This window comes from Amycolatopsis australiensis, from assembly GCF_900119165.1.
GTDB classification, from domain to species: domain Bacteria; phylum Actinomycetota; class Actinomycetes; order Mycobacteriales; family Pseudonocardiaceae; genus Amycolatopsis; species Amycolatopsis australiensis.
On the sequence record NZ_FPJG01000006.1, the window covers coordinates 6,287,923 to 6,312,827 of the forward strand.

The window sequence follows — 24,905 nt, forward strand, 5'->3', positions numbered from 1 at the left end:
CATGGCCCCCATCGAGGACTACGCCCTCCTGGGCGACCTGCACACGGCCGCGTTGCTGTCCCGGGAAGGCGCGATCGACTGGCTGTGCCTGCCCCGGTTCGACTCCCCTGCCTGCTTCGCCGCCCTGCTGGGCGACGAGCACGCCGGGACGTGGCGGCTCGCGCCGGCCGCCGGTGGGCCGGCCACGCGCCGCTCGTACCACGGCGGCTCGCTGATCGTGGCGACCGAATGGGACACCCCGGACGGGACCGTCCGCGTGCTGGACTTCATGCCGCCGCGCGGGGAAGCCGCGGACGTCGTGCGGATCGTCGAAGGCGTGTCCGGGCGGGTGCCGATGCGGATGCTGCTGCGGCTGCGGTTCGACTACGGCGCCGTGACGCCGTGGGTGCGCCACGAGCACGGCGAGTTGGCCGCGGTCGCCGGGCCCGAGGCGGTCTGGCTCGACACCCCGGTGCCCCTGCGCGGCGAAGACATGGCGACCTGTGCCGGGTTCACCGTCGCCGCCGGCGACCGGATTCCGTTCGTGCTCACGCACCGGGCGTCCCACCTGCCACGGCCGAAGCGTGTCGATGCCGAAACCGCGCTGCGGGACACGGAGGAGTTCTGGGCGGACTGGATCGGCCAGTGCCGCTACGACGGGCAGTGGCCGGACGCGGTGCGGCGTGCGCTGATCACGCTCAAGGCGCTCACCTACGCCCCGACCGGCGGCATCCTCGCCGCCGCGACCACGTCGCTGCCCGAGCAGCTCGGCGGCGAGCGCAACTGGGACTACCGGTACTGCTGGCTGCGCGACGCCACCTTCACGCTGCAGGCCCTGATCGGCACCGGCTACCACGCCGAGGCCCGCGCCTGGCGGGAATGGCTCGTCCGGGCGGTCGCGGGCGACCCGGCCGACCTGCAGATCATGTACGGCCTCGACGGCACCCGGCGCTTGCCGGAGGCGGCGCTGCCCTGGCTGCCCGGCTACGAAGGTTCCGCGCCCGTGCGCGTCGGCAACGCCGCGGCCGGCCAGTTCCAGCTGGACGTCTGGGGCGAAGTCCTCGACGGCCTGCACCTGGTGCGCGAAGCGGGTGTCCCCACTTCGCACCCGGCGTGGGACCTGCAGCGCGCGTTGCTGGACTTCCTCGAAGGCCACTGGGACCAGCCCGACAACGGCCTCTGGGAGGTCCGCGGGCCGCGCCGTCACTTCGTCCACTCGAAAGTCATGGCGTGGGCGGGCGTCGACCGGGCCGTCCGGACGGTGGAACACCACGGCCTCGACGGTCCGGCGGACGGGTGGCGGGCCCTGCGCGAGAAGATCCACGACGACGTGTGCCGCCACGGCTACGACCCGGAACGGCAGACGTTCACCCAGTTCTACGGTTCCCGCGGCCTGGACGCCGCCTTGCTGCTGATCCCGCGCGTCGGGTTCCTGCCGGCGAGTGACCCGCGGGTCCGCGGCACGGTCGACGCCGTCCGGCGAGAACTGGCGCACGACGGTTTCGTCCGCCGCTACGACCCGGAAGCCGACGGCGGCGTCGACGGCCTCGGCGGCGGGGAAGGCAGCTTCCTGGTGTGCAGCTTCTGGCTCGCCGACGCCCTCCACGGCACCGGCCGCGGCGCCGAGGCGCGGGATCTGTTCGAGCGGCTTCTGGCGCTGCGCAACGACGTCGGCCTGCTGTCGGAGGAGTACGACACGAAGCTGCGGCGCCAGGTCGGCAACACGCCGCAGGCGTTCAGCATGGTCGGCCTGGTCAACACGGCCCGCAGCCTGTCGGGGGCCCGCACGACGACCGACGCCACCGGCGACGCGCAGCGTCCGGGCGGCCGCTGACGACCGCACCCGCCCGACCAGCGACGTCCGCGTCCGGGCGGCAAGGCGCCGTGAGCCCTGCGGTTCGCAGGCCCATCGAACCGTCGTCAAGTGTTCCCTTTTGCGCTCTCCTGAGCGATAGTGATGGAGTCCGTGTTTTTACAACGTTGTAAATCTGTCGGGAGGGACCGATGCGGCAGTCCTGGAGACGTCTCCGGTCGCGGGGGGTGCGAGCCGTCCTCGTCTGGGCGGTCGCGATCGGCCTCGGCGCGCAGGTCCCCGTCGCCGGCGTCGCGGACGCGGCGGGGACCACGCCCGACGCGCCGGGAACGCACTTCCTCGACCACGCCGCCGGCCTCGCCGGCTACGCCGATCCCGGCTGGTACGAGGCGAACATCCCGTTCGTCGACCTGCCCGACGCCACCATGCAGAGCGTCTACTACTACCGCTGGCGCGTCTGGAAAGAGCACCTGCGCTACACCGACCCCGCCGACGGCTGGATCTCGACCGAGTTCCTCGACTGCTGCGGGTACGCCGCGCCGTACCAGGCGATCAACGCGGCCGCCGGGCACCAGCTGACCGAGGGGCGCTGGGTGCGCGACCCCGCCTACGCACAGGACTACCTCCGGTTCTGGCTCACCGGCCCCGGCTCGGGCCCGAAGCCGGCCACGGACGACGTCAACGCCGACACGACCGACTGGGCGCACGAGTACAGCGTGTGGCTGGCCACCGCCGCCTACGGCCAGGCCCAGGTGACCGGGAACTTCGGCGCGCTGCGCGAGCTGCTTCCCGCGCTGGTGCGCCAGTACCGCGGCTGGGACAAGCAGTTCGACGCGGAGCTGGGCCTCTACTGGTCGGTGCCGGTGTGGGACGCGATGGAGTACTCCGCCTCGTCCTACGAGTCGGCCGAGCCCTACCACGGCGGCGCCGGGTACCGCCCGACGCTCAACTCCTACCAGTACGGCGACGCCGTCGCGATCAGCCGCATCGCCGACTCCGCGGGCGACCACCGGCTCGCCACCGAGTACGCCGGACGCGCCGCCGGGCTCAAGGCCGCGATGCAGAAGTGGCTGTGGGACCCGCAGCGCGGCTTCTACTACGCGATGCCTCGCGACGGCAACCCGCAGCACCGGCTGTCCGGCACCCGCGAGCAGATCGGGTACCTCCCGTGGATGTTCGGCGCCGCCGAGCCCGGTGACCACCCGGCCTGGGCGCAGCTGCTCGACCCCCAGGGCTTCGCGAGCGCGTACGGCCCCACCACAGCCGAACGCCGCAGCCCCTTCTTCATGACGGACGCCGGATCCTGCTGCCGCTGGGACGGGCCGAGCTGGCCGTTCGCCACCTCGCAGACCCTCACCGGCCTCGCCACCCTGCTGGACAGCTACCCGGCCCAGAACTCGATTTCGCGGGACGACTACGCCGCCGCGCTGGCCACCTACGCGCGGACCCAGACCAGGGACGGCCGGCCCTACGTCGCCGAGGCCCACGACCCGGACCGCGACGCGTGGATCTACGACGGGCGCGGCCACAGCGAAGACTACAACCACTCCACCTACACCGACCTGGTCCTGTCCGGGCTGATCGGCCTGCGCCCGCAAACCGGGGACACGCTGGAGGTCCGGCCGCTCACACCGTCCACATGGGACCACTTCGCCGCGGAAAACGTGCCCTACCACGGACATACCGTGACCGTGCTCTGGGATCGCGACGGCACCCACTACGGGCAGGGCGCGGGGATGCGGCTCTACGTCGACGGCAGGCTCGTCCAGCAGTCGGCGGCCCTGCGCGCCACCACGATCGACGTCGGCCCCACGCTGCTGCCCCGCTCGCCCGGTCTCGTCGACGACGCCGCCAACCCGCTGCGCACCGGCTACCCGCGGCCGATCACGTCCTACACCTGGACCTACGACAACGCGTGGAACGCCCTCGACGGCAAGGTCTGGTACGACGAGGTGCCCGAGAACACCCGGTGGACCGACTACGCCTCCCCGAACGCGAACGACTTCTACGGCGTCGACTTCGGCGCCCCCACGCAGGTCGGCGATATCCGCTGGCACGGCTACGACGACGGCGGCGGGGTGCGGCCCGCGGCCGCCTACCGCCTGCAGTACTGGGCCGGCGACGGCTGGCAGGACGTCCCCGGCCAGGTCCGCACCCCGGCGAGCCCGGTGGGCAACGGCGTCAACCGCGTCACCTTCCCGGCCGTGACCACCAGCAAGATCCGGCTGCTGTTCACCAACCCGCCGGGCGCCTTCGTCGGCGTGACCGAACTCCAGTCCTGGGCACCGTCGAGCCCGGACGCCCGGATCGACGTCGGGCCGGTCAACGCCACCGGCGTCGTCACGATCGGCCACCGCACCCCGCTCACCGTCACGGTGCGCAACACGACCCGCGGCCCGCTCGTCGCCCCGGACGTGCGCCTCGCCGTGCCGGACGGCTGGTCGGTCACGCCCGCCGGCGGCCAATCCGGCGCGATCCCGCCCGGGCAGTCCCGGACGTGGAACTACACGCTGACCGCACCGCCGGACGCCGCGCCCGGCAGCGCCGCGGCACTCATCGCGACCGCGTCCTACCGCGGCCCCGGCGGCCCGGAATCCACGCACCGCAGCCAGAACCTCCGGATCGCCCAGCCGCCGGGGCAGCACGACCCCGTCGGCGCCTGGAGCCTCGACGAAGGCAGCGGCACGATCGCCCACGACACCGCGGGATCCCACGACGCCACCCTGACCGGCGCTCCCGCGTGGGTCGGCGGCGTGACCGGCACCGCGCTGCGGTTCGACGGTTCGAGCCAGTACGCGCAGACGAGCGGGCCGGTCGTGGACACCACCGGCAGCTTCTCGGTCAGCGCCTGGGTCCGGCTCGACCGCACGGGATCGTGGGCCACGGCGGTCAGCCAGGACGGCGACCCGAGCAGCGGCTTCTACCTCCAGTACTCCGCGGCCGACAACCGGCTGGCGTTCTCGACGAGCGCAGGGCGGGCCCTGTCCGACACGGCCCCGGAAACCGGGCGCTGGTACCACCTGACGGGCGTGCGGGACGCCGACGCCGGGACCTACGTTCTCTACGTCGACGGCGTGGCGCAGGCCAGGACCTGGGCCCAGCCGGCCGGGGACGCGGCGCCCGGCCCGCTGGCCATCGGCCGGGCGGTGTCCGGCGGCCACCACAGCGATCTGTGGCCGGGCAGCGTCGACGACGTGCGGGTGTGGAACCGCGCCCTGACCGCGGCCGAGGTGCCGGAGCTGGCCGCGCGTCCCGGCGTCCCGGCGTGATCGCGGCGGCCTCAGGGAAGGTCGAGGCGCATGAGCCAGCGGACCCGGCGGTCGGCGCGCGCCGCGGTCGGCCGGATCCGCTGGAATCCCGCGGCCGCGAACAAGGTCGCCGTGCCGACGTGGGCGGCGCTCGAGCTGATGCGCGCCCCTTCGGTGTCGACGGGGAAGCCCTCCACCGCCGGGGCGCCGCACGACCGCGCGTACTCGACCGCGCCGTCCAGCAGCGCCGCCGACACCCCGCGCCGCCGGTACGGAGCCCGCACCACGAAACAGATCACGCTCCACACCGGCAGATCGTCCAGCGGCGGCATGGTCCGCGACCGCTTGAGCCGTTCCATCCGCGACCGCGGCGAGACACCGCACCAGCCGACCGGCGTGTCGCCGTCATAGGCCAGCACGCCGGGCGCGGGCTGCCCGGCGCACAGCTCCCGCACCCGCGCGGCCCGCTGCGCACCCCGCAGAGCGCTGTACTCGGCCGAGGTGATCCGGTACGCGAGGCACCAGCAGGCGCGCTCGTTGCCGGTCGGGTTGAGGATCGCGGCGACGTCCTCGAAGCGGGTGGCGGGACGCACCGAGACCATGGCCTCACCCTAGCCGTCCGGCGGCATCGCCCGACTCAGGTCGGATGTCCCCGGTGATCACCCGGCCTACAGTGGAACGGGCCGAGCGAGACCCGGACCGGCGGAGGGGCCGTGGAGCTGGAACTGCGCCACTTGCGCGTGCTCGTCACCGTCGCGGACACGCGCAGCCTCACCCGCGCGGCCCGCGTGCTGCACGTCTCGCAACCGGCGTTGTCGGGGCTGCTGCGGCGGGTCGAACGCTCGGTGGGCGGCCCGCTGTTCGTCCGCTCCCCCGCCGGGTGCGTGCCCACCCGCCTCGGCGCGGACGTCGTCGCCGACGCGCGGACGGTGCTGGCCGGCCTGTCCGCGCTGACCGAGCGGCTCGGCGAACGGCGTGCGCCCGGCGGCCCGCTGCGCGTCGGCGGGTACTGCGGCTTCCTGCACCTGGCGGTGTCGCGCTGGCTGCGGGACCGGCCGTGGAGCCACGGCGTGAGCGTGCACGAAGACCAGGACGAGACCGCCACCCTCGCCCGGCTCGCCGCCGGCGCGCTCGATCTGGCGCTGGTGTACCTGCCGCCGTTGCCGGATCCCGTGGTGCCGGACGGCGTCGCCTCGCTCGTGGTGCACCCGCGCGAACCGGTGTTCGTGGTCCTGGCGCCCGATCACCCGCTGGCCGCGGCCCGCGCGGTCCCGTTCGCCGGCCTCGCCGAGCACCCGTGGGCCGACGACCCGCCCGGCACCACCCGCTGGTCGGCGTACCTGCAGCGCGTGTGCCGCCGCCACGGCGTCGCGCTCGACCAGCCGCACCGGCCGCAGTGCCTGGCGACACTGCTGGACCTCGTCCGCGCGGGCATGGCGGTGGCGCCGGCACTGGCGACGCGCGAGGACCGGCCGTCGAGCATCGCCGTCCGCGCGATCGAAGGCGCGCCGCTGTGGCAGGAGCTGCGGCTCTGCTACCGGCCGGGCACGCCGGTGGCGGCGCACGCCGAGGAGATCCACGCCGCCGTCGTCGCGAGCTACGCCGGCCGGCAGGGCTGCAGCGCCGCGTTCGACGCCTGGTGGCGCGAAGGCGGCCGCGAGCTGCTGCCGGCCGGCTGAGCTCAGACCGTCACCCGCCAGGCGCTGTTCGGCGCCGGGACCTCGAACCGCAGCGTCGGGCAGTCGTAGTCGGACGGCCGCGGGTTCGCGGTGGGCCGCAGCGGCGAGTTCGCCGGCGACGCGTTCACCCAGTGCCCGGCGATCCGCAGCTGCAGCGAGCTGGACTCGAAGACCGCGCCGCGCGCGTCCGAGCAGTAGTACGCGTTGCCCGTGGCGGGATCGCGCGTGGAGTAGAGCTCGAAGATGTCCCAGCCTTCGTCGAGAGAGCTCTGGTCGCTGCCGCTCTGGGCGAACAACGTGTCCCACGCGCCGGTCTTCACGTTGTACAGCGAGGCCGTCCAGCTGTTGCCGGTCGCCCTGGTCCGGACCTCCTGCACGGTGTAGGCGGGGTGCCCGTCCACGGTGCTGGTGTAGGTGGCGAGGAAGGCGCTGTCGATCGGCACGACCTTGGCCGGCGACACCGAGCGGCACCAGTCCCACGCCCAGACCTGGGCGGCTTCGCCGAGCCCGTAGGCGGTGACGACCTCGATGCAGGAGTGGCCGGTGGGCTTCGTCGTCGGGGCGTAGACGACGTCGTCCGGGTTGGACAGCCGCAGGGACGGCGTGACGCTCTGGGTGACCATCAGCCCGTCCGCGCTGGTGGCGAGCTGCGGTACCGGGCCCCAGAAAGTGTGGCGCTGCGCGGCTTGGGCCTGGCGCAGCAGGCGGAAGCGGTCGGCCATGGGGCCGGCGGCCGCCTTCGCGGCGGCGCCGGTCAGGCCGGGGACGGTCCCCGCCGCGGACGCCGGTCCGGCGACGGCCGTGACCGAGACGGTGGCGGTGAACGCGCAACAGAGGACGGCAAGCAGTTTCCGCATCGGCGCATCTCCTCGTCCTTGGCGGACGGGTGACCGCCCGCGGGACCCGGATGCTAGGTCGCGGTTTTCCTTGCGGGACACCGACTTTCGGCGGGCCGGGCCGATCGCGGCAGGTGGCCGCGGGTAGCCGATCCGCCGCCGGGAGGTGTTATGCCGCCGTTCCGGTCAGCGGTCGGCTCCGGCGCAACCGGCGTGGGCCGGTCCGAGCCGTTTGACCGGGACGATGCGCGTGAGGGCGACCGGCACCGGAGGACCCGAGCCGCTCAGCACGGTCGTATAGACCGTTATACGCATGGGGTGGATGAGGGGTGTCGTCGTGCAGTCGGCCGACACTGCCGCGGGGGTGACTCGGTCAGTTCACCTGCACTGCCCCGTAGGGCAGCCGGCGCCTCCGATGCAGTAGGCGTAGAGCAGTCCGGTCGCCGCTACCACGGCCACGCGCACCGGAATCGACGTCGGCTTCCTCGGAATGTGAACCGCCCCCTCGTCCATTCACATCAGTTGGTGAACTCGCTGGCGATCGTAAACTGGCGTGACCCCGCGGGTCAACTGAGGTGAAGCGGCGGCCGTGCAGCGGCCTCACGGCAGTTGGCGCCGGGTACACTCCGGACATGCCGGAGGAGATCGCCGCGGGAACGCTGGCGGCGAAGCTGAACCACCTGTTCGGCGTCGTGCGCCCGGCCGACGGTGACGAGTACACGTTCGACGAGGTCGCCGAGGCGATCCGGGCCCAGGGCGGGCCGACCATTTCCGCGACGTACCTGTGGCAGCTGCGCAAGGGCCTGCGCGACAACCCGACGAAGCGTCACCTGGAGGCGCTCGCGGGCTTCTTCGGCGTACCCCCGGCGTACTTCTTCGACGACGCGGAGGCCGAGCGCATCGACGCGGAGCTGACGCTGCTGAGCGCGTTGCGGGACGCGCCGGTCCGGCAGATCGCGCTCCGCGCGCGGGGGTTGTCGGCGAAGAGCCTCGAAGCGATCAGCGAGATGGTCGACCGGGTCCGCGAGCTCGAGGGGCTGCCGTCGACCGACGCGGACCGATGAGGACGCGGCGGCTGCGGCACCGGTTCGCGGCGGTGCTGCGCGAGCTGCACCTGCCGCGGTCGTTCGACGTCCCGACGCTGTGCGCGGAGCTGGCCGCCCGCCGCGGCCGCCCGATCCGGCTGCTGCCGCTGCCGGGCCTGTCGGAGGTGTGCGGGCTGTGGATAGCCACGGAAACGACGGACATGATCGGCTACGAACAGCACACCAGCGCACCGCACCAGGACCACATCGTGCTGCACGAGATCGGCCACATGCTGTGCGACCACTACCCGGCGTCGTTGACCCCGGCGGAGCAGGCGAGGCTGTTGCTGCCCAACCTGGACCCGGCGATGATCAGCCGCGTCCTGGGGCGCGCGGGGTATTCGAGTGAGGAGGAGCGGGAGGCGGAGTTGTTCGCTTCGCTGCTGGGCCAGCGGGCGGGGGTGGCGCCTCGCGGCGATTCGGCGACGGACCGGCTGAGGTCGGCGCTCGACGATGGTGGCGACCATGGGTGAGCGGGTCGTTCGGCGAGCCACAACCGCCTCGGCGGTGCCTGCGCGGGCTCGATCCCACCCGGCCGGCGCCCGGCCGACCGCTCAGCCGCCTGGCCGCCGTCCGGGCGGACGGGTCCCGGCGATGCCTGCCATGCCGCTCGCCCACCCGGCCGTCGCGCGGCCAACCGCCACTCCCCCGGCCGCCCGCGCGGGCAAGCCGCGGTCATGCCCGCGCGGGCCCCGCCCGGCGGCCACCCCACCAATCACCCAGTCCTCCGGTCGCGGTCCGCAGGCAAGCCAAGCCCGCTCGACCTACCTCGACCCACCGTTTCCCGCGAGCGAACCACACCCAAGCCCAGGCGAGCGGCCCCCATGGCTGATCTGATCCGCCGTTACGGCCCGGCCCTCCTGGCGTGGGCGTTGCTGCTCTGGCTGCGCCCCAGCCCCGCGCCCGGCCGGCGGCTCGTGCGGGTCTGCGTTCTCGGCCTCGCCGTGTCGCAGACCGCTCTCACTCCCGCCGTCCGGTCCCTCAGCCGCGCTCTCGGTGCCCCCGACGTCGAACTTCTCCTCGCCCACCTCGCCATGGTCGTCGCCGTCTGGGCCGGGGCTCAGGTTCTCCTCCGGCTGCACTCGCTGCCCGCGCGGGCGCGCCGGCACACCGTCTGGGCTCTCGGTGCCGGTGTCGTGATGGCCGTGTTGTTCGCCGCCGCGCCCGACGTGATGCCGCAGTCGCCCTTCGTCATGGAGTACTGCATCGCCTATGCCGTGGCGCTGCTGCCCGGGCTCGCCGTCATCGCGCACCTGTGCCTGCGCGACGCGCGCACGGCCCGGGACCGGATCCTGCGCGCCGGCCTCGGGCTGGTCGTCGCCGGCGTCGTCGCCGCGGCCGGGTACATGGTGTGCCGGACCGTCGTCGCCATCACCGCGCGGGCGCCCTTCACCTTCGCGGCCGGCAAGGGTTTCCTGCTGAGCAAGGCGCTGCCGACCACCGCGCACCTGCTCGTGCTCGTCGGCGTCGGCGTCCCCGCGGCCGCCGCGTGGCTGCGCCGGTACCGGCAGTACCGGCGGCTGGGCCCGCTCTGGCTCGCCCTCTACCGCGCCGAGCCCGGGATCGCCCTGGAACCGCCACGCGCCACCGTGTTCCCGACGCGGCTGCAGCTCTACCGGCGCGTCATCGAGATCCGGGACGGCCTGCTCGTCATCCGCCCCTACCGGCGGACGGTCCCCGACTCCGAGCGCCAGGAAGCCGCCGAGATCGCCGCCGCCTTGCGGGCCCGCGAGGAAGGGCGTCCACCCGCGTCGCCCGCACCGACCGTCCACGGTGGACGCGACATCGGCAGCGACACCGAGTACCTCTGCCGCGTCGCCGACGCCTACCGCGAGCTCACGAAGGCGTGACCGGGCGCGGGAAAACGGTGCCAGCCCGGCTCGGACCTGCTCTTCGACGTCATCCCGGCGCGCAACATCCTGTTCGCCTCCGAGATGATCGGCGCCGTCCGCAGCGTCGACCCGCGCACCGGCCACCACTTCGACGACACGCGCCGGTACGCCGAAGCCGCGAAACTGTCCGAAGAGGACTGGGCCGCGATCCGGGAGCACAATGCCCGCGCCGTCTACCCGCGGCTCGACGCCCTCCTGGAAGGGCAGGGCCGGTGACGCCCGGGTGGCTGGACTGGCACCCCCGGCCGTCCCAACCGGACTTCGCGCTGCCACCCGGCACCGTCGACGCGCACTGCCACGTCTTCGGCCCGCGGGCGGAGTTCCCGTTCGCCCCCGATCAGCGCCGAGCAGCCCGCCGGCAGCGCCAGGATCCGCGGCACCGACGCCAGCGCCGCGAACCGCAGCGGGGCCAGCGCTCCCAGTGCCGCGAAGATCAGCAGGTTGCCCGCGATCTGGGCCACCGGCATCGTGGCCAGGTCCCGCAGCGGGACGAGGCTGACGCGGCCGGGGACTTCGCCGGCCCGGCTGCCCGGCAGCAGCGTCAGCCACACCCCCGGCAGCGTGCCGTGGACGAGGCCGACTTCGGCCAGCGACCGGCGCCACGCCCGTCCCGGCGGGACGCCCCGGACCTGTCGGCGGTGGGCCAGCGCCCACGTCACCAGCGCCGACAGCGGCAGCAGCAGCACCGCGCCCGCCGCCACGCCGGTGAACGTCGCGACCCAGCTGTGCCAGCCTGTCAGCACCCCGTCTCCTTCGATCCGCCTGGTGCGGGAACCTGGTTCAGCGGCGCCCGGTGACGGCCTGCACCTCCCGCTCACCCACTTCCTGCAGCGGCAGGCCGTCGCGGTTGCCGAGGATGACGCCGACCCAGCCGGTGTCCGGGTAGATCGTCCAGCCGGCGCCGACGCCGGGGTTGCCGCCGGCGCGGCTGATCACCCACTGGCCGTCGACGAGGTGGACCGGCACGTCGTAGGCCCCGAACGACGGCGTGGCGGGTGCCGGACGGCCATCCTGCGCACCGCCGTGCGGGATCTTGGGTCCGGTGAACAACTCGGCGTAGTGCCGCTCCAGCACCGTGCCGTCGCGCAGCGCGTTCGCGAACCCGGACGAGGTCCGGCGCGGTCGCGAAGCCGCCGTCGCCCGGCGCGTCGATGAAGGCGCGCCCGGGGTTCTTGCCCAGGACGTACGGCAGCGGGCTGCTCTGGTCCAGGTGGCGGACCGCGTCGACCTGGCCGCCGCCGGCCGCTGTCATGTACGGGTGCGCGATGTGCTCGTCGGTGAGCCACTGGGGCCGGGTGCAGAACGCCGTGCCGGTCATGCCGCAGCGGCGGAAGATGTGCTCCTCGACGTAGTCCCAGTACGTCGTCCCGGCCACCGCCGCCACGATCTGCGCGGAGATGGCGACCTCCGCGCCGGCGTGGTCGGTGGGCGTGCCGGGAGGTGACACGAGCTTCGCCCGGCGGGCCCACTGCTCGTTGTACTCGAGCACCTCCTCCCGGCTGGTGAAGACGCGCTGCACGTCCTCGTCGGGGCCGTTCAGCCCGGAAGTGCCGGAGAGCACGTGGTACACGGTCACCTGCTCGGCGATGTCCTTCGGGAAGCCCGTCAGGAACGCGCCCACCGGGTCGGACAGCCTCAGCTCCCCCCGCTGCGCCAGCTGCAGGAGGGCGACCGCGCGGAACGGCTTGCCCGCCGAGCTGAGGCTGAACGCGGTGCCTTCGTGGTTGGCGATCCCGCGCTCCTCGTCCGCCATGCCGTAGCTGCGCGAGAGCACGGTCCGGCCGCGGTGCGACAGCAGCACCACCCCGGAGAACTCGCCCTCGGCGGCCAGGTTCGCGAGATACCGGTCGTAGGCCCCGCCGGGCAGCGTGTCCGGCGGAATCCGGTCGTCACCGGGCGGGTGGGGCGCGGCGCCGGCAGGTGCCGCCCCGGCCGCCACCACGCCGGCGGCCGCCAGCCCGCCCCACCCGAGCAGCCGTCGCCGGTCGATTCCGTGTGCTGTTCCCGATTCCTCCATGCGTCCACTGAACCGGCAACACCGTTGCGGCGGCGTAGCCGAATTTCGATACGCCCGCGAAATACCCGCTGCTGGCCAAGGCCGAGAAGCGGAACAGCAGCGTCGGAGTCACCTCGACCGGCCACTCCCCCGCGGCGGGTGGCACCTCGGGCCTCTCGTCCGGCGCGTGCGTGGGCCCGGCAGGATCGGCTCGGTGACTTCGGAGACGGGCCCGGTCAGTCCTGCTTCAGCGCGGCACGGCCGGCGTCGAAGCTGCGCAGGGCCGCGCCGACCGCCGCGGCCACCGTGACCTCGAAGATCTCGTCCTCGGTGTGGCCCGCCGCGACCAGCCGCCGGACGTCGTCGTCGGTGACGCGGTGGGAAGCGTCGCGGACCGAAGCCGCGTAGTCCCGCCACGGCGGCTCCAGCCCGTCCCCGGTGGCGGCGGCCCGCCGCAGCTCGGGACTCGTGTGCGCGGGCTGCTCGAAGACGCTCTCCCGGAGATCGTCCGGGCCGGCGGCGAGGAGGAAGCCGGGGAACCGGTAGCCGGCGCGGTGCAGCGCCCGGGTGCCCGTCTTCAGCTGCCCGTCGAGCAGCTCGAAGCCGAACGCGTTGGCGAGGCGGTTGACGATGTTCCACACCAGGTTCACCTTCAGCGCCTCCGCCACGGCCTGCCCGGGCAGGTCGCGGACCGGCGCGGGATCCGGATCGGCGGCACGCGAGACGTCCGCCAGGAACCGTTGCACGGCCAGCAGTTCCGGCCGCGCGTCCGCGGGCCGGTCCGGGTCGACCTCGCCGTGGCCGGCGATCCGCGTCAGCTCCGCGTGCGTGACGACGCAGAACGGGCACTCGTGCACCCGCGCGGTGCTCATCGCCAGGTATTCGCGCTCGCCGGCCGTCCAGTACGACGGGCCGCGCATCGCCGGCGCGGTCAGCTCCAGCAGCGGCCGGGTCAGGAAACCGGGCCGGTAGAGCAGGAACTTGACGATGTCCGGGCTCGGCACGCCGGAGAGCTTTCCGGTGACGGCCAGGAACAGCCGGGCCCGGCGGCGGTGGCCGTGTTCCAGGATGGACAGTCGCATCAGGACTCCAGTTCGCGCAGGCGGGTGGTGAGGAAGCGGTGGTCGGCCGGGGCGCGGGCCAGCTCGCGCGCCCGCCGGTACGCGGCGGCGGCGTCGGCGGAGCGGCCCAGGCGGCGCAGCAGGTCGGCGCGGGCGGCGTGCCAGAGGTGGTAGGTGCCGAGCCCGTCGATCGCCTCGACGAGGGCGAGGCCGGTTTCCGGGCCGTCGGTCATCGCGACGGCCACGGCGTGGTTGAGCGCCACCACGGGCGACGGCGCGAGCGTCCGCAGCTGCGCGTAGAGGGCGGCGATCCGCGCCCAGTCGGTGTCCGCGGCCGAACGCGCCTGGGCGTGCTGCGCCGCGATCGCCGCCTGGAGCTGGTACTGCCCGACCGTCCCGCGACGCAGGGCCCGCCCGAGCACGCCGAGCGCTTCGGCGATCTCGGCCCGGTCCCAGCGCGTGCGGTCCTGGTCTTCGAGCAGGACGACGTCGCCGCCGGCGGTGTAGCGCGCGGCCGAGCGCGAATCCTGCAGCAGGAGCAGCGCGAGCAGGCCGAGTGTCTCCGGCTCGTCCGGCATCAGCGCGGCCAGCAGCTTCGCCAGCCGGATCGCCTCGCGCCGCAGCTCGGCCGGCTCGTCCCGGTCCGACGGCGAGACGTAGCCGCGGGTGAAGACCAGGTAGATGACGGCGAGGACGCCGGCGAGCCGGTCGGGCAGCAGGTGGTCCGGCGGGACGCTCAGCGCGATGCCCGCGTCACGGATCTTGCGTTTCGCCCGCACGAGCCGCTGCGCCAGCGCCGGCTCGGCGACCAGGAACAGCCGGGCGATCTGGGCCGCGGTCAGCCCGGCCACCGCCTGCAGCGTCAGCGCCACCCTCGCGTCCTCGGCCAGCGCCGGGTGGCAGCAGGTGAACAGCAGGCTCAGCCGGTCGTCGCCGACCTCGGCGAGCCGGTCGTCGGGCAGGCTCAACGTCTTCACCCCGCTTTCGCCGGCCGCCAGCCGGGCGAGCTTCGCCTGCCCGACGCGGGTGCGGCGGATCCGGTCGAGCGCGCTGTTGCGCGCCGTGGTCAGCAGCCAGGCCGCGGGGTCGTCCGGGACGGCGGACTCCCACGTCCGCAGGGCCCGCGCGACGGCGTCCTGCAGCGCGTCCTCGGCCAGCTCGAAGTCGCCGAGCACCCGCACGAGCGCGGCGAGCAGCCGGGCGCGGTCGGCGCGGTAGACGCGTTCGACGACGCCGGCCGCCGCCTCACCCACGGGCGGCCGGGTGCCGCAGCCCGGGCACCCCGGCGATCGGGCGGACCTCGATGGACCCCTGGGACGCCATCGGGCACAGTGCCGCCAGCTCCAGGGCCTCGTCGAGGTCGGGGCAGTCGAGCACGTACACCCCGCCGAGGTGCTCGTGGGTCTCGGTGAAAGGCCCGTCGGTGATCAGCGTGCGGCCCTCCTGGACGGTCACGGTGGTCGCGGTGTGCTCGCCCTGCAGCGGATGCCCGGAGACGAACACGCCCCGCCGCCGGCATTCGTCGGCGAAGGCGTTGACGGCGGCCAGCGCCTCCTCGAAGCCGGGGTCACCCGGCTCGGGCCGCTCGCAGTTGTAGATCAGCAGCATGTACAGCACGTGCGCTCCTTCGTCCGGCGTCGGTCGTAACTGAGGACGAACGGGAAGACGGTAACTCGACAGGCCCGCCGGGACCGGACAACCGAAATTACCAAAGGTACGTTCTGATGCCGTCTTGACTTTACCAATGGTCAGGAGGAGAGTCCTCGCCACTGATTCGTCTAGACCAATCAGAGCTCCGGCGGACGGCCATCCCCAGGAGGAGACCCATGTCCCGCAGAACCCGGACCACCACAGCCGCCTTGACGAGCCTCGCGACCATCGCCGCGACGGCCCTCGTCCTCTCCGGCGGGGCCGACGCCAGCCCGGCGGCCGCCGCCGGCTGCGGCGTCCTGTTCGACGACTTCCACTACGCCTCGCCCACCGACGCGGCGTTCGGCAGCGCCGGCTGGACCACGCGCAACGACGTCGGCAGCCCGGGCGTGCCCGGCGCGCGCTGGCTGACGAGCAACATCAGCTTCCCGGCGGTCGACGGCGAACGCGTCGCCCAGCTCACCGCGTCCACCGACGGCAGCGCGGCCGGCACCACGCACGCCGAGATGTACCAGAACCAGCTGCGGTTCCTCGAAGGCACGTACGCCAGCCGCGTCCGCTTCACCGACACGCCGGTCAGCGGTTCCGACGGCGACCACGTCAACGAAACGTACTTCACGATCTCGCCGCTGCGGTACGACCGGGACCCGCTCTACAGCGAACTGGACTTCTCGGAATACCTGCCCAACGGCGGCTGGGGCGGGCCGACGGCCGACTACCAGACCAGCTGGTACACGTACTGGAACAACCCGACGTGGGACGGCCTGCGCACGTCCACCGCGCAGAACCGCAGCTTCGACGGCTGGCACGACATCGTCACGCAGGTGTCGGGCGGGCACGTGAAGTACTACCTCGACGGCGTGCTCACCGCCGACCACACCACCGACGCCCAGGGCGACCCGGTGTACCCGCGGACGCCGATGTCGATCAACTACAACATGTGGTTCATCGACACGGCCGGGCACACCGGCGGCACCAGCGTGTACACCGAGCAGGTCGACTGGACGTACTACGCGGGCGACCAGGTCGTCTCGCCCGCCGACGCGGTGGCGAAGGCCGGGCAGTACCGGAGCGCGGGAACGTCCCATGTGGACACGGTCACCGGGTGCACGACGCCTGCCAGCCCGCCGCCGGCCACGACCACCCCGGCCACCCCGACCACGCCGTCCCAGCCCGCCGGCTGCTCGACGGCACCGGAGTGGGACTGGGGCACGGTCTACCTCGGCGGCCAGCGGGTGCAGCACAACGCCCACCTCTGGCAGGCGAACTGGTGGACCCAGGGCTCCGAGCCCGGGCTCACCGCCCAGTGGGCCGACCTGGGCCACTGCTGACCCCGGACCCCCGCGCCGCCCGGTCGTGAGCGGGAAACAGTGTTCTCACTCACGGCCACTGGCACCGGCGCACAGTCGAGCCCTCCTCCGCTACCGCACCCCCGGGAACCCCCATGCGCAGAACCGCTCTCGCCGCCGCGCTGGCCGTCGCCGCCGTGACCGCCACCGCCTGCGGTACCGACTCCCCCGCCCCGGCCGCCCGGAGCGGCGGGCAGCTCACCGTCTGGCTCATGAACGGCGACCTCAGCGACCAGGCCACCGCGGCCGTCAACGCGGCTTTCGAGAAGGCCACCGGCGCCAAAGTCACCGTGCAGGTCCAGGAATGGGACAACATCAACACGAAGATCAGCACCGCGCTCGCCCAGGACACCACGCCCGACGTCATCGAAATCGGCAACACCGACGTCCCGCTCTTCGCCGCCAACGGAGCCCTCACCGACCTCACCCCGCATCTGGCCGAGCTGACCGCCGGCCACACCTGGCTGCCCGGTCTCGCCGGACCGGCCACTGTGAACGGTCGCAGCTACGCCGCGCCGCTGTTCGCCGGCAACCGCGCCGTCATCTACGACAAGCAGGTCTGGGCCGACGCCGGGATCACCGCCCCGCCGGCGTCACTCGCCGAGCTGACCGCGGACCTCGGCAAGGTCAAGGCGAAGCACCCGGGCGCCGACTACTCCGCCTTCCACTTCCCCGGCCGCTACTGGTTCGGCGCGCTGCAGTTCGTCTGGGACGCCGGCGGGCAGCTCGCCACCCAGCGGGACGGCAAGTGGACCGGCGCGCTGGAAAGCCCCGAAGCGCAGAAAGGCCTTCAGGCGTGGAAGGACTTCCAGAACACCTACTCCTCCCCCGCGTCCCGCAACGCCGACACGAAAGCCCCCGACCAGGCGGCCGTCTTCGCCGCCGGCGGCGCGAGCGCGATCCTCGACACGAGCGTCAACACCGTCGTCAAGAACAAGCCGGAGCTGAAGGACCGCCTGGGCACCTTCCCGTTCCCCAGCGCCACCCCCGGCAAGACGCAACCGGTCTTCCTCGGCGGCTCGGACCTGGCCATCGCGGCCAAAAGCCGTCACCAGGACCTCGCGCTCGCCTACCTCGAGGCGGCGGCCGACCCGGCCGTGCAGCGCGCCGCGATCGTCGGCATCGACGGCTGGACCCCCATCTCGGCCGAGCTGATCGACCAGGTCACCCCCAACCTGCCGCCACTCGACGCCGCCTTCGCCACCGCCGCCAAGAGCAGCGTCGCGACTCCGGCCACCCCGGGCTGGGCGACGATCGAGAGCGACAAGTCCATCAACACCTTCTTCGCCGACATCGCCACCGGACGCCGGACGATCGCCGAGGCCGCCGAGGACTTCGACGCCCACCTCACCCAGGCGCTCAACGCCCGCTGACCGGCGGGGTGGCCCGGCCGACCGCCGTCCCCCACCGGGCCACCCCGCCCCCTCCACCCGCGAAGGAGTTCCCGTGTTGCTCGAGAAAGCGCCGCCGGAAGCCCCGCCGGCACCGGCGACCCCGCGCCGGCGACCCTCGCTGCTGCCCTACGGCCTCCTGCTGCCCGCGGCCGCGCTGCTCGGGCTCGTCCTCGGCTACCCGCTGGTCCGGCTCGTCGTCATCTCGCTGCAGCAGTACGGCCTGCGCTCGCTGTTCACCGGCACGACGAGCTTCGTCGGCTGGGACAACTACGCCGCGGTCCTCGCCGACGACCGGCTGCTCCCGGTCCTCGCCCGCAGCGTCGTGTTCTGCGCCGCCCTCGTGCTCGGCACGCTCTTCGCCGGGTTCGGTGTCGCGCTCCTGCTGCGGCGCCTGGGCCGGGGCATGCGCACGGCCGTCACGCTGTGCCTGATCGCCGCGTGGGCGTTGCCGAACGTGGCCTCGACCCTGGTCTGGCAATGGCTGTTCCAGCCCGGCTACGGCGTGGTCGACTGGCTGCTCACCCAGGCCGGGTTCGGCGACCTCACCCAGCACGACTGGACCACGACGCCCGCCTCGGCGTTCACCCTGGTCTGGCTGCTGGTCGTCTGGCAGTCGGTGCCGTTCGTCGCGCTCACGCTCCACGCGGGCCTGTCGCAGATCCCGCGTTCGTACTACGAAGCCGCCGCGCTGGACGGCGCCGGGCCGTGGCGCGTGCACCGCACCATCACGCTGCCGTTCCTGCGGCCGATACTCGGCCTGGTCACGATCCTCTCGGTGATCTGGGACTTCACCGTGTTCAACCAGATCTGGATCCTCACCCAGGGCGGCCCGGGCGAGGGCACCACGACACTCGGCATCTGGACGTTCACCCGGGCCTTCAGCCACAACGACTTCGGGCAGGGCGCGGCGATCGCCGTCGTCTCGGTCGCGCTGCTGGCCGCGATGACGGCGGTGTACGTGCGGCGGCTCGTCCGCTCCGGGGAGGACCTGTGATCCGCCGGGCCGGCCGCAATGTCACAGCCGCCGTCTTCTGCCTCGTGTGGATCTTCCCGGTCTACTGGATGGTGCTCACCGCGTTCAAGCCCGCCGGCGACATCCTCCGCCCCACGCCCGAGTTCCTGCCGTCCGCGGTCACGCTGGACAACTTCGCCGACGCCCTCGCCAAGCCGGGGTTCGTGCCGGGGCTGGTCAACAGCGCCGTGGTCGTCACCGCCGTCGTCGCCCTGTCGGTCGTGGTCGCCTTCCTGGCCGCCACCGCGTTGACGCGCTTCCGGTTCTTCGGACGCCGCAGCTTCCTCGTCGGCGTGCTGGTGCTGCAGATGGTCCCGGTGCCCGCGCTGGTCATCCCGCTGTTCCTCGGCCTCAAGAGCGCGCACCTGCTGGACACGCTCGCCGGGCTGATCCTGACGTACGTGGCGCTCGTGCTGCCGTTCACGATCTGGACGCTGCGCGGGTTCCTGCACGGCATCCCGGTCGAGCTCGAGGAAGCCGCGATGGTCGACGGCGCCACCCGCGCCCGGGTGATGCGCTCGGTCCTGCTGCCGCTCGTGCTGCCCGGGCTGATCTCGACCAGCGTGTTCGCCTTCATCACCGCGTGGAACGACTTCCTGTTCGCCTACGTGATCATGAAGGACAGCTCCGGCTACACGCTGCCGGTGTGGCTGGTGTCGTTCAGCACGAGCACCGGCACCGACTACGGCGGGCTCATCGCCGCCTCGACGCTGTTCGCCCTGCCCGTCGTCGTCTTCTTCGCGCTGGTGCAGCGCCACTTGGTCGAGGGCATGACCGCGGGCGCGGTGAAAGGCTGATGCTCGTCCCCCACCCCGCGCGGCTCACCCGCCGCACCGGCTCCTTCACGCCGTCCGGCGTCCGGCCCGCGCCGGGTACCGCCGGCCCGGCCCGGCTGCTCGCCGCGTACGCGGGCCTGCCGCTCGTCCACAGCGGACCGGCCGTCCGGCTCGCGCTGGCGCCCGGCTTCGGCCCGGAGGAGTACGCTCTCGACGTCACCCCCGGCGGCGCGCTGCTCACGGCATCCACGGAAGCGGGCCTGCTCGCCGGGGTCCAGACGGTCCGCCAGCTGCTCCCGCGGCTGCCGTGCCTGCACGTCCGCGACGCGCCGCGGCTGCCGTGGCGCGGAGTGCTGCTCGACGTCGCCCGGCACTTCATGCCGCCGGAGTTCCTGCGCCAGTTCGTCGACCTGCTGGCGCTGCACAAGTTCAACGTCCTGCAGCTGCACCTCACCGACGACCAGGGCTGGCGGATCGAGATCGGCGGTTGGCCACGGCTGACCGAGGTCGGCGCGTGGCGGGCCGAATCGATGGTCGGGCCGGCGGGCAGCGCCGTGTTCGACGGCGTCCCCCACGGCGGCTTCTACCCCCAGCGGCAGCTGCGGGACCTCGTCGCGTTCGCGGCCGCGCGCGGGGTCACGATCGTGCCCGAGATCGACGTGCCCGGGCACGTGCGCGCGGCGCTGGCCGCCTACCCCGAGCTGGGCAACCGGCCGGGGACCCCGCTGCCGGTGTGGACCGAATGGGGCATCAGCCCGGACATCCTCGGCGTCCACGACGAGGCGCTCGCGTTCTGCCGCGACGTCTTCACCCAGGTCGCGGACATCTTCCCGGCCCGGCACCTGCACATCGGCGGCGACGAATGCCCGGCCGCGCAGTGGGCGGCGAACCCGCTGGCGCGCGACAAGGCGGCGCGGCTCGGCCTGCGCGACACCGCCGAGCTGCACCCGTGGTTCCTCGGCGAGCTGCACCGCTTCCTGGCGGGCCTGGGACGTCAGGCCGTGTGCTGGGACGAAACCGGCCACGCCGCCGGCCGGCTGCCCCCGGACATGGTCGTCACGGCCTGGCGCGACGCCGCCCACGGCGCGCTCGCCGTCGCCCGCGGCCACCGGGTCGTCATGGCGCCGCACACGTCGACGTACTTCGACTACCGGCAGAGCGACGAACCCGGCGAGCCACCGCGCACGGACGTCACGACCCTGGAAGACGTCTACCGCTTCGACCCCCTCGAAGGCGGCTTGCCGGTCAGCGACGGCACCCGGCCCGGCGTCCTGGGCACCCAGGCCCAGCTGTGGACCGAGCACGCGCCGACCCCCGGCCACGTCCGGCGCCTGGCATTCCCCCGGCTGTGCGCGCTGGCCGAGCGCGCGTGGTCGCCACCGGGGCGCAGTTATGCTGACTTCCGGGAGCGCCTGACCGGTCACCTCGAGCGGCTGCGCGCCCTGGACGCCCTGCCGAAGGAGCGCATCCGGTTCGCCGGCGCGCTCGGAGTACCCGGGAAGACGGTGCCTTGACCCCTGTGACATCCGGGGCGTCGCCCCAGGCCGGGGGCTCCGCCACCCGGAACCCCCGAAAAGAAACAGTGACATCCGGGGCGTCACCCCAGCCCGGGGGCCCCGCCACCCGCAACCCCCGCAGCGAAGGCGACCCGGCCGACCGCCCGCCCACCGTGAAGCGCGACCGCGTCCGGCGGCACCTGCTCAAGGTGATCGAGAACGCCGGTCCCGGCACCGGGCTGGCCTCCGAACGGGACCTGGCCGCGGAGCTGGGCGTGTCCCGCCCGACCGTCCGGGCGGCCATCGACGAGCTGACCCGCACCGGGCTGCTGGTCCGCCAGCGCGGCCGCGGCACGTTCACCAGCCCGCAGAAAGTCACCCAGGAGCTGGCGACCGGGCTCGCCGTCCCGCCCGCGGAGGGCCACTGGACCAGCCGGGTCGTCGCGTTCGCGGTGTCGCCCGCCCCGCGGTCGCTGGCGGCCGAGCTGGAACGCGAGCCGGGAACGCCGGTGCTGCGCGTCACGCGGGTCCGGCACGTGGACGACGAGCCGATCGCGATCGAACGGCTCGCGCTGCCCGCCGCGCTCGTGCCCGGGCTGGCCCCCGCCGACCTGGAGGCGGGCAACTTCTACCGGCTGCTGCGCGAACGGTTCGGGATCGCCGTGCAGGACGCCGTGCAGACGATCGAGCCGTCCGTGACCAACCCCGAGCAGGCCGAGCTGCTGGACATCGCCGTCTACGCGCCGATCCTGCACATCGAGCGGCTGACCCGCGACACGACGGGCCAAGTCGTCGAACTGACCCGGTCGGTCTACCGCGGCGACCGGTACCGCATCACGTCGAAACTGCGTTTCGACGCCGAATCGGGCTGAGCGCGCTTTCGGAAACAGATCTTCACCGGCCCGGAAATGCGCTACCGGCCGCTACCCGAACGGGTGATAGCGGACGGCATCCGGGTGAGGATCCGACGTGAAAGCCCTTGTCCGGACAGGAACGACCGGGGCCGAGCCGGTCCGAAACTGCGCTGTTGGCGTCGCCTTTTCGGCGCCCGAGTGAGAGCACTTCAACCACACCGCCGGTTCGGCATACGATTTCTCTTCGGCCGGGAAACGATTCCCGGAATCCACCGTGTGAAAGAATCGAGGACCGTTCATGCGAAGACGCATGCTGGTAGCGGCCGTGCCGCTGGTGCTCGTCGCGGCCACCGCGGCCGCCCTGCCCGCGGCCGCCGATCCGGCGCCCGCCGTCGTCTCGGCGCTGACGAAGTCGGTGCAGGGCACCGGTTCCCCGGCGAGCCACGGCGCCACCGCCAACTGGGTCATCGGCTACGACGACCAGGCCACCGGCGCCGGCACCGCCACCATCACCGACCCCGTCGGCCCCGGCCAGGCCTTCCAGTCCGGCTCGCTGCACGCGCCACCCGGCTGGACGCCGTCGTGGTCCACCGACGGCAGCACCTTCGGCGGCGTCGAACCGGCGTCCGGCGTGACCGCCCTGCGGGCCACCGACCCCGACGCCGGCCCGGACGCGACGTCGTTGTCCGGCGCGCTCACCCCGCCCGTGCAGGCGGTGACGACCGCGACCGGCGGCGACGGCTTCAGCCCGATCCTGTACCGCACGCCGAACGGCACGCTGCAGGCCTGGAACATCTACCACCACCTCGGCGCCACTGCGCCGAAGGTGGTGTGCACCGATCTCGCCACCGGGCAGCGCTGCCCGGGCGGCTCCTGGCCGAAGGTCCTCAACACCACGCCGGGCCCGCTGGGCACCCTGGGGGCCGGGGACGTCGCCAGCACCATGGTGGAGCAGTACGTGCGCGACCCCGCCGCGCCGGCGCAGGTCTACTACCCCGCGGTCACCGCGGGGTCGGTGGGCGTCGGCTGTCTCGACCTGGCCGCCGCGGCCAATTGCGGGTACTGGCCGCTGGCCGCCACCGGCGGGTCGCCGTCGGTCAACAGCGTCACCGGGTTCGCGGAAAGCGCCGGGAACCTCTACGGCGTGGTCAGCAGCGGCGCGGTCGTCTGCTGGACCATCGCCACGAAGAGCGCCTGCGGCGGCCAGCCGTACGCGCCGATCCTGCCGGCCGCGAGCAACCAGCCGTACGTGTACGGCGCGCTGACCGTGGTGGCGGGCAAGGTCTTCGCGTCGACGTCGAACCCGAACACTGCGCAGCAGCCCGCGCTGGGCTGCTTCGACCCGGCGACGGCCACGGCGTGCGCGGGCTGGGCGTCGTCACGGCCGACGGCGCCCGCGGGCAATTACACCTACAACGCCTACACGGCGTTCAGCACGGCCGGCGCGCCGGTCGGCGCGTGTTCGACGACGACCGGCGGCACGGACGTCACGACGTGCTACGCGCTCGACGGGTCGGCCCTGCCGGCTCCGCCGATCACCGCGTCGCTGCCGTCCGGCGTGATCGCCTTCGACCCGGAAGTCGTCACCGACCCGAACGGCCACGTCCGCAGCTACCTGCCGATCTGGGGTGGCCCGTACGCGGGCGCGGCGCTGTGCCACGACTGGACGACGGCGGCCGCGTGCGCCGGATTGCCCGGCCCGGTCACGCACCCGTCGGCGAACGGCGGGGCCACGCGGGACTACGGCTACGCGTACGACCCGCCGTCGGGCTGCCTGATCGGGCTGGGTGACGCGGGCGTGCTGTTCTCGATGGACCCGGCGACGGGCTCGACGCCGTGCGTGCGCTCCGGCGGCCAGGTGACGCTGAAGCCGGCCGATTTCTACTGCGACGGCGGCACTTCGCACGTCCAGGGCTACACGGCGGCGCGGCTGACGGGCGTCGACCCGGCCAACGTCGACTTTGCCGCGTCGCGGGTCACGGTGGTGGACCAGGACGGCGCGGTGGTGCCGGCCCCGGGCTTCGCCCCGGACGGCTCGGTCGACCTCACCGGGGTGTCCGTGACCGCCCACCCGTCGATCACGGTGACCACGACGCTGGTCCTGCACAGCGGAGCCGGCTTCGGCGGCCGGCTGGTGGTCGGCTTCGCGGGCGACGCGCCGCAGCTGTGCTTCCGCACGACGATCGCGGCGGACTGCGCGGTGACGTCGGTGACGAACACGGCTTCGGGCACCGACTCGACGGGTTCGTTCACGTCGAACACGGTGACGCTCCCGGTCGCCCCCGGTGCGTCGTGCACCCCGAAGGTGAGCGTGGAGAAGGAGATCTGCACGTCCTCGTCGGCGGCGAAGTGCGGGCCGGGTAGCGCGGGCCCGTGGGCGAAACAGGCCGGCGTCGGGCTGCTGGGCCTGCTGAACGCGACGGCGTACTGGCGGATCACGGTGACGAACGCCGGTCCGGTCGGCATCACGTCCGCGCACGTCGTGGACAGCGTGGAGCCGTCCTGCCAGACGGATCCGTTCACTTTGGACGCCGGGCAGTCGAAGCAGGTCTACTGCTCGACGTACGCGTTGCTGAGCCTGTTCCCGATCACCAACCAGGCGAAGGTGAGCTACCTGCCGGTGAACGCGCCGCCGGGGACGCCGCCGTCCCACACGGCGTGGTCGTCGGCGAAGGCCTGTTCGCTGCTGTGCATCCTCTAGCGAGCTGACGTGACGGCCTGCGGGGAACGTTCCGGCGTTGCCCGCAGGCCGTCCGGCGGTTCCCGTGCCGTCCGGGCGGAGGCG

General features: G+C 73.4%; 21 protein-coding genes. 14 read left to right on the forward strand and 7 right to left on the reverse strand.

Features of this window, described 5'->3' with window-relative positions; translation table 11 throughout:
- The first annotated feature begins 1 nt into the window (after position 1).
- Positions 2-1,813 (forward strand): glycoside hydrolase family 15 protein, encoded by a 1,812-nt coding sequence (locus tag BT341_RS30690; RefSeq protein WP_072479580.1) that lies wholly within the window; start codon positions 2-4, stop codon positions 1,811-1,813.
- 206 nt (positions 1,814-2,019) lie between these two features.
- Positions 2,020-5,061: an MGH1-like glycoside hydrolase domain-containing protein gene (locus tag BT341_RS30695; protein ID WP_072479581.1), complete on the forward strand. Its 3,042-nt coding sequence runs from the start codon at positions 2,020-2,022 to the stop codon at positions 5,059-5,061.
- Between the two features lie 11 nt (positions 5,062-5,072).
- On the opposite strand, the gene BT341_RS30700 is transcribed toward BT341_RS30695, so the two are convergent.
- Positions 5,073-5,642 (reverse strand): GNAT family N-acetyltransferase, encoded by a 570-nt coding sequence (locus tag BT341_RS30700; RefSeq protein ID WP_072479582.1) that lies wholly within the window; start codon positions 5,640-5,642, stop codon positions 5,073-5,075.
- Positions 5,643-5,753: 111 nt separating this feature from the next.
- Here BT341_RS30700 and BT341_RS30705 point away from each other — a divergent pair, with 111 nt between their 5' ends.
- On the forward strand, positions 5,754-6,719 hold the full coding sequence (locus BT341_RS30705; RefSeq protein ID WP_072479583.1) for a LysR family transcriptional regulator: 966 nt from the start codon (positions 5,754-5,756) through the stop codon (positions 6,717-6,719).
- 2 nt (positions 6,720-6,721) lie between these two features.
- Here the strand turns inward: BT341_RS30705 and BT341_RS30710 are convergent, their stop codons facing one another.
- Complete coding sequence (locus tag BT341_RS30710) at positions 6,722-7,576, reverse strand: carbohydrate-binding protein (protein WP_072479584.1); 855 nt, start codon at positions 7,574-7,576, stop codon at positions 6,722-6,724.
- A gap of 611 nt (positions 7,577-8,187) precedes the next feature.
- Between BT341_RS30710 and BT341_RS30715 the strand changes: the two genes are divergently transcribed.
- The 4 genes from BT341_RS30715 (at position 8,188) to BT341_RS30730 (ending at position 10,748) form a co-directional block, all read left to right on the forward strand.
- Positions 8,188-8,619 carry a helix-turn-helix domain-containing protein gene (locus tag BT341_RS30715; RefSeq protein ID WP_072479585.1) on the forward strand — a complete coding sequence of 144 codons (432 nt, stop codon included), beginning with the start codon at positions 8,188-8,190 and terminating at the stop codon, positions 8,617-8,619.
- Positions 8,616-9,113, forward strand: coding sequence for a hypothetical protein (locus tag BT341_RS30720; RefSeq protein WP_072479586.1), 498 nt, complete (start codon positions 8,616-8,618; stop codon positions 9,111-9,113). Before BT341_RS30715 ends, BT341_RS30720 begins: the two co-directional genes overlap by 4 nt.
- Before the next feature lie 351 nt (positions 9,114-9,464).
- Positions 9,465-10,490, forward strand: coding sequence for an MAB_1171c family putative transporter (locus tag BT341_RS30725; RefSeq protein WP_072479587.1), 1,026 nt, complete (start codon positions 9,465-9,467; stop codon positions 10,488-10,490).
- A 69-nt stretch (positions 10,491-10,559) separates the two neighbouring features.
- Entirely contained in the window at positions 10,560-10,748 is a 189-nt protein-coding gene (locus BT341_RS30730; RefSeq protein ID WP_245805366.1) for a hypothetical protein, read from the forward strand.
- On the opposite strand, the gene BT341_RS47440 is transcribed toward BT341_RS30730, so the two are convergent.
- From BT341_RS47440 to BT341_RS30755, 5 genes are all read right to left on the reverse strand, one after another.
- Positions 10,706-11,275 carry a hypothetical protein gene (locus BT341_RS47440; protein WP_218177784.1) on the reverse strand — a complete coding sequence of 190 codons (570 nt, stop codon included), beginning with the start codon at positions 11,273-11,275 and terminating at the stop codon, positions 10,706-10,708. The genes BT341_RS30730 and BT341_RS47440 overlap by 43 nt on opposite strands.
- Before the next feature lie 71 nt (positions 11,276-11,346).
- Positions 11,347-12,549 carry a serine hydrolase domain-containing protein gene (locus BT341_RS30740; protein ID WP_072479589.1) on the reverse strand — a complete coding sequence of 401 codons (1,203 nt, stop codon included), beginning with the start codon at positions 12,547-12,549 and terminating at the stop codon, positions 11,347-11,349.
- Positions 12,550-12,764: 215 nt separating this feature from the next.
- Positions 12,765-13,610, reverse strand: a complete 846-nt coding sequence (locus BT341_RS30745; RefSeq protein ID WP_072479590.1) for a carboxymuconolactone decarboxylase family protein — start codon at positions 13,608-13,610, stop codon at positions 12,765-12,767.
- On the reverse strand, positions 13,610-14,842 hold the full coding sequence (locus BT341_RS30750) for an RNA polymerase sigma factor (RefSeq protein WP_072479591.1): 1,233 nt from the start codon (positions 14,840-14,842) through the stop codon (positions 13,610-13,612). Before BT341_RS30750 ends, BT341_RS30745 begins: the two co-directional genes overlap by 1 nt.
- Complete coding sequence (locus BT341_RS30755) at positions 14,835-15,197, reverse strand: YciI family protein (protein WP_425426496.1); 363 nt, start codon at positions 15,195-15,197, stop codon at positions 14,835-14,837. Before BT341_RS30755 ends, BT341_RS30750 begins: the two co-directional genes overlap by 8 nt.
- Before the next feature lie 218 nt (positions 15,198-15,415).
- Between BT341_RS30755 and BT341_RS30760 the strand changes: the two genes are divergently transcribed.
- From BT341_RS30760 to BT341_RS30790, 7 genes are all read left to right on the forward strand, one after another.
- Complete coding sequence (locus BT341_RS30760) at positions 15,416-16,570, forward strand: carbohydrate-binding protein (protein WP_072479593.1); 1,155 nt, start codon at positions 15,416-15,418, stop codon at positions 16,568-16,570.
- A 113-nt stretch (positions 16,571-16,683) separates the two neighbouring features.
- A complete protein-coding gene (locus BT341_RS30765; protein WP_072479594.1) occupies positions 16,684-17,961 on the forward strand; it encodes an extracellular solute-binding protein in 1,278 nt (425 codons plus the stop codon).
- A 73-nt stretch (positions 17,962-18,034) separates the two neighbouring features.
- A complete protein-coding gene (locus BT341_RS30770; RefSeq protein WP_072479595.1) occupies positions 18,035-18,976 on the forward strand; it encodes a carbohydrate ABC transporter permease in 942 nt (313 codons plus the stop codon).
- Entirely contained in the window at positions 18,973-19,791 is an 819-nt protein-coding gene (locus BT341_RS30775; RefSeq protein WP_072479596.1) for a carbohydrate ABC transporter permease, read from the forward strand. The genes BT341_RS30770 and BT341_RS30775 overlap by 4 nt, the downstream gene beginning before the upstream one ends.
- Positions 19,791-21,284: a beta-N-acetylhexosaminidase gene (locus tag BT341_RS30780; protein WP_072479597.1), complete on the forward strand. Its 1,494-nt coding sequence runs from the start codon at positions 19,791-19,793 to the stop codon at positions 21,282-21,284. Before BT341_RS30775 ends, BT341_RS30780 begins: the two co-directional genes overlap by 1 nt.
- 68 nt (positions 21,285-21,352) lie before the next feature.
- The gene (locus BT341_RS30785) at positions 21,353-22,138 is read left to right on the forward strand and encodes a GntR family transcriptional regulator (RefSeq protein WP_245805164.1); all 786 of its coding nucleotides are present in this window, start codon (positions 21,353-21,355) and stop codon (positions 22,136-22,138) included.
- A gap of 280 nt (positions 22,139-22,418) precedes the next feature.
- Positions 22,419-24,821, forward strand: a complete 2,403-nt coding sequence (locus BT341_RS30790; RefSeq protein ID WP_072479599.1) for a DUF7617 domain-containing protein — start codon at positions 22,419-22,421, stop codon at positions 24,819-24,821.
- Positions 24,822-24,905 lie beyond the last annotated feature (84 nt).